Here is a 5,083-nt window from a genome sequence, read left to right as displayed (position 1 = left end):
TTTTTTACAGTGGAACTTAACTCTACAAAGTGGAAGTTACTTTTTCAATTCACCTCAATAAAAAATTAGGAAATATAACACACAATTCATATATAAAAAATCAAAGGGATGGGTACTAGTTAAATAAGATATGAGGTTGATGAAATGAGTGAAACATTTTGTATTTATAAAAATAAAGAATATTCTTTTCAAGTAGTTGGGGAAAACATTAAAATTACTAGTGAAAGTTGTGATTATGGATTTGAAAAATTTGTAGATATTATGGGAAATATACATGGAAATCTTTTTTCGAAAATTGTGAGTAAACATGATGTAGATATGATATATTGGTTGACTTATAAGGTATTGTACGAAAATGAATATTTTGAGCCCCTATTGGTTGATAAAACTTTACTTGATACAAACACTATTGATTTATATACTTCAAATGAAATATATATTAAGAAGTTAGCATTTGTTAAGAAGGAACAATTTATATTTGAAAAAGCAGTAAGTTTAGAAACGATAGAAGAATTAGTTGTTATAAAGACACCTATTTTAAATTTTACAGGACAACAGGTAAATGAAATAAGGATTAACAAGGTTAACTTAAGAAAATATTTATCAAATTGTGTATAATAAATAATGTGGTATAAGCTAGAGCATGAGGTAATAATAAGATGTTTCCCAGGGGAAATATCGACTTTTAGCATATGTACATATTTAATCGTGACTAAATTGAAAATGGAATTCGTTATAAAGAAGGAGTAGAACGACGGTGGATAAAGGACATAAACAATATACTGGAGCCATAAATAATAAAGAAGAACAGACTATTAAATTAATCGAGCAAGGAATAGCTGATATCGAGGCCGAGATACAATTACACAAAAGAGGATTAGGTAACAACGCGAATGAATCTCAGCTGCAACGAATTATAGAAGAACTTAAAATAATGAAGGATACATCAAATCCACAAAAATATATACCTGGATATCCTAGAGCTATAGTTGATTCATGGGATTTGGATTCTGAATTAGGATTAAGACTTTTGGGAATAGCTAATAAATATAAAAAATTATAAACGGAGAAATAGTATAACCTAGTAATCAAAAATTTGTAAAAAGTTAAATAGACACTAAAATTCAAAGGCTAATATAGGAAACAAAAATCCTGTGTTAGCCCTTTTCTTATGCAAAATTATATAGTGAAATGAAAGACATCATAAGACCCGTTAGTTCATCTAGTATTATGCAGGTAGATAGAAATAATATATGGTGAAATATGGAATATATATTTCAAGCTTGCGATGAAGTAGGAACGGTTAAAATAAATGTTGGAACGGGAATGAGCCTTCCGAACTTATTCCAAAGTGATGAAGAAAAAGCAAATGCACAAAAAAACAGTAGAATGATGGAAGACATAGGTGATGACATAAAATATTGTTTTTTTAGATTAAACGATAACAAAGATGACCTAAAGAATATATATCACAAAAAAGTAGTTGAATATTGGTTTGATTCTTTTATAAGTAATGAATTTGATAGTAACGATAGGAAAAATATCGGAACGCCCTTAACTATTAATGAAATTTATATATTATAATAATAATGATAAGAGTTAATATTTCAGGTTGGAAACATTAGCTCTTTTTATGATACAAAGAAATTGAGAAGAGTAAGAAGTAATGGATGAAATAATTGAGAAATTTGAGTATTCAAAATAAATCAGAAAAATATCGACTAACAAAAAATGTGGATGGAACTGGAAATTGAAAGATTACAGGTAAAAATCTATATAATACACTTGCGAAAAATGATAGGAATATGTACTTTGATATGGGAAGTTCATATGATGATGCAATAAATATATGGTATATTCAGATTGAAAATGAGAGAAATAAACGGTCGCCGTTTGATTTTAATAGAGAAAAATTTATTTATGAGATTAGAAGAACATTATTAAATAATAAAGATAAATTATTGAAGTATTATGATTGGGATGGAAGAAATGAGGCAGAAGGAATGTGGGGATATATGAAGAGGATAAATCAATGTTGCGAAACTTATTTTGGTTTTAAAATTTTGTGATTTTTAGGATATTATTAATTCGGGAGCTAAAAGCACCTGGGGTGGATACAATGCAACATTAGTTGCAACAAGAAAGGCTGAATTTTTGACGAAATTGTATGATAATAGTGGTATAACTAACGAGGGTAAAATAGCTGCAGTATATAATCCAATAGGTGGAGGAATTCAAACTCAGATAACATTAACTGTAAAAGAATTAATGGAAATAGGTACGCTTAAAGAAATACGTTAAGGAGAGTGAAATATGAATATTCAAGAGGTAATGAAAATTATTAGTGATGAAAAGATAGGAAGATGCGTTTATAAAAAAGATTTAGATGTTTTAATGATGGGGCCGTTTGACTTAGAATATAAGAAAAGTAAGTAGTATGTAATAGAAAATATTGAACGGATAGGAGAAGTTATAAAATATTAAACAATTAATGAAAGTGAGGCGTGCGAACATTTTCTTGAAGAAGTTCGAAGAAGAAAAATAGAACTTACTAATTAATGAAAACATCTAGTAAGCCATAATGAACTAATAGCACATATAAATATAAGGTAGGAGAATTGAATATATGAATAAACAATATGAAAAGTATTATAAGATAACAGATGATGGTAGAGATGAAATAAAATATGAAGATTCAAGTTGTTCTATTATATTAACAGTCGCTGATTTTAGAGATAAAGTTTGGTGGATTAGTGCAAATAATATTTTAAACAAGAATAATGGACATTTGGAGAAGATAACAAGGGATCAAAAATACGAAGTATTTAAAAGGGCATCAGCATATGCTATATGGCATGGGGTTGAAGGTGTGTACACGAAAGATTTTAAATTTATAAATATTGATATAGATAGTATAGACTATTTTAATGATATAATCGTGGTAAAATAGGGGGGTATAATGGTTGGGGATAGGAGGTAAATCAATATGAGTGTTAATGAAAATCAAAAGTTCATCTTAAAATTATTTGAGTTATTTAGCAATTTGCTAAAGATTCTTGAAAGAGAAGGTAAGGGAGAAGTTGATTTCGCAATAAATGAAGTAAAGTATATAGTTAAAATATTGAATGATTGCATACTAAATAATTTTTGTGAAGATAATAAAACAATTAAAGAGGTTAAAGAAATTCATAGTAGTCTGTACCCTCCTAAAGGGGGATTATCTGAATTTTTCGTGTGGAGGAATGATTTTAATGAACGTATTAAAATTAATAATTATTTAGATAATATAAAAAAGGAATTATGGAAGGTATTAACTTAAAAAACAGTAGATTTTGATTGGGTTAATTTTAACTTATAATAAATGAATTGACTATAATAAGAATGAATAGAGTTGATATTTCTAATAGAAGAAGTATTAGCTTTATTTTAAATATACTAAAATCTGCGAAAGCATTTTGAATTAGTTAAGAATTGTGAAAGTTAATGAACGAAATGCTCATAGAATAGATACTTATATCAAAGAGGGGAATTTAGGAGCATTAGAATCAATGAGAGCTAAAAACATGAGATAATATCAAAATTCAGATGGGGCTATACCAGAGAAACTATTTAAAAAATATAGTTCTTGGGAAGGAGTTATAAATTCATTTGTAAGAAGTAATCCGGGAATGGATGATTGTACTGGGTTAGATGATGCTTATGGTGGGAAATAAGAATGTAATAAGAAGAAAAAAATTAATAATATTGTATGGTATAAGTCAAGTAAGTACTTGAATAGAGCCGATTTTTCTAATAGAGGGAACATTGACTCTGTTTTTATGCAAAAACATTGTGAAAAACGAGTATAGAGTAAAAAGTATATAAATGAAATGCAAGATATTATAAGATCCGTTAGTTCATCTAGTATGATGCAAGTAGATAGAAATAATCTCATATTTATGATTAGCAAGATTATGAAGAAATTAAAAATAAGATAATAAGTGATTATACATGGGCCATAGAAGAACTATTAAGTAATCTTTCAAAAGTGGTAATGTGATATGTATGGATTTGAAATTTATTCTAAAGTTTAGCAACATAGTTTGTCTGCTTCACATCAAAACTATGAAAAGTACCTGACCCTTGGGAATAGTTGTTAAAATAAATAAAACAAATAATATTTAAAAAGAATGTAAAATTATAAAACCCTAAAAGGGATTTCCAAACAGTGGGAATCCCTTAAAGCACTTTTTAATTAATATAGTTAAGTAAAACAATTGAATAACCCAATAAAAATTAGCCTTAATTATGATACAATTACCATACTATAAAGTGAAGAAGGTGTACTAAATGGAGAAAAGTAAAAAAGATTCATGGGTAGATATGGCTACTGGAAATGAAAATTATTTAGTCCGGAAAACAGTACGGTAAGCAATATTAATGATGAAGTTACATATATTCATAAATACATAACGAGTAAAGGATTTTATTATACAAAAGATCTAATTACTAATTTTTATCTTAGTTTAAAAACCAAACCTTTTGTTATTCTCTCAGGTATATCAGGTATTGGAAAAAGTAAAATAGTAGAACTATTTGCACAAGCAGTTGGTGCTAATCGTGATAATCAAAGATTTAACGACATTTCAGAAGGATAGTCTCCTACTTTTAAAAATGGCAGTTATATGCTGTAACAAAGAGAAAAATTCAATTGTAGTCTACATCTCCTTCTGAAGTCGTCAATGCATCTTCTGCGAAGCTGTTGCAGCACCGCAGGTGATGATTCAACTAGTTCCTGTGAGACCAGACTGGTCAGATGCAACAGATCTATTAGGGTACAGAAACATTGAAAATAAATTTGTTCCAGGCATTATTATTGATGCTGCTTACGAGGCCATGAAAAACATAGATAAGCCTTATTTTTTATGTCTTGAAGAAATGAATTTAACGAGAGTGGAGTATTATTTTAGTGATATTCTATCATCTATGGAAACAAGAAATATAAAAGATGAAAGAGCTTATGATAAATACGGTGACGTTTATATCCCACAGAACTTATATATAATTGGTACTGTAAATATGGATGAAACCACCTTTCCTTTTA

The 5,083-nt window shown here is 28.2% G+C and carries 8 protein-coding genes and 1 pseudogene; all 9 read left to right on the top strand.

The genetic code is table 11. The annotated features are described in order from the left end of the window. Window positions 1–144: 144 nt before the first annotated feature. Window positions 145–618 (top strand): hypothetical protein, encoded by a 474-nt coding sequence (locus tag Q0649_RS00045; protein ID WP_298835979.1) that lies wholly within the window; start codon window positions 145–147, stop codon window positions 616–618. Window positions 619–757: 139 nt separating this feature from the next. Further along, window positions 758–1,063 carry a hypothetical protein gene (locus tag Q0649_RS00040; RefSeq protein WP_298835977.1) on the top strand — a complete coding sequence of 102 codons (306 nt, stop codon included), beginning with the start codon at window positions 758–760 and terminating at the stop codon, window positions 1,061–1,063. Between the two features lie 200 nt (window positions 1,064–1,263). Further along, complete coding sequence (locus tag Q0649_RS00035; RefSeq protein ID WP_298835976.1) at window positions 1,264–1,584, top strand: hypothetical protein; 321 nt, start codon at window positions 1,264–1,266, stop codon at window positions 1,582–1,584. A 221-nt stretch (window positions 1,585–1,805) separates the two neighbouring features. Continuing rightward, the gene (locus Q0649_RS00030; RefSeq protein ID WP_298835974.1) at window positions 1,806–2,069 is read left to right on the top strand and encodes a hypothetical protein; all 264 of its coding nucleotides are present in this window, start codon (window positions 1,806–1,808) and stop codon (window positions 2,067–2,069) included. Window positions 2,070–2,154: 85 nt separating this feature from the next. Beyond that, window positions 2,155–2,301 (top strand): hypothetical protein, encoded by a 147-nt coding sequence (locus tag Q0649_RS00025; protein ID WP_298835972.1) that lies wholly within the window; start codon window positions 2,155–2,157, stop codon window positions 2,299–2,301. Between the two features lie 12 nt (window positions 2,302–2,313). Next, window positions 2,314–2,436, top strand: a complete 123-nt coding sequence (locus Q0649_RS00020; RefSeq protein WP_298835970.1) for a hypothetical protein — start codon at window positions 2,314–2,316, stop codon at window positions 2,434–2,436. A gap of 190 nt (window positions 2,437–2,626) precedes the next feature. Further along, entirely contained in the window at window positions 2,627–2,950 is a 324-nt protein-coding gene (locus Q0649_RS00015; protein ID WP_298835968.1) for a hypothetical protein, read from the top strand. Window positions 2,951–2,986: 36 nt separating this feature from the next. Continuing rightward, complete coding sequence (locus Q0649_RS00010; RefSeq protein WP_298835966.1) at window positions 2,987–3,319, top strand: hypothetical protein; 333 nt, start codon at window positions 2,987–2,989, stop codon at window positions 3,317–3,319. Window positions 3,320–4,758: 1,439 nt separating this feature from the next. Further along, window positions 4,759–5,083, top strand: a pseudogene (locus Q0649_RS00005) (DUF3578 domain-containing protein); the annotation flags it as partial.

The organism is uncultured Clostridium sp. (genome assembly GCF_937920395.1).
Classification (GTDB): domain Bacteria; phylum Bacillota; class Clostridia; order Clostridiales; family Clostridiaceae; genus Clostridium_AD.
The sequence above is the reverse complement of the archived record's forward strand: the minus strand, read 5'-3'. Positions and strand labels throughout refer to the sequence as shown.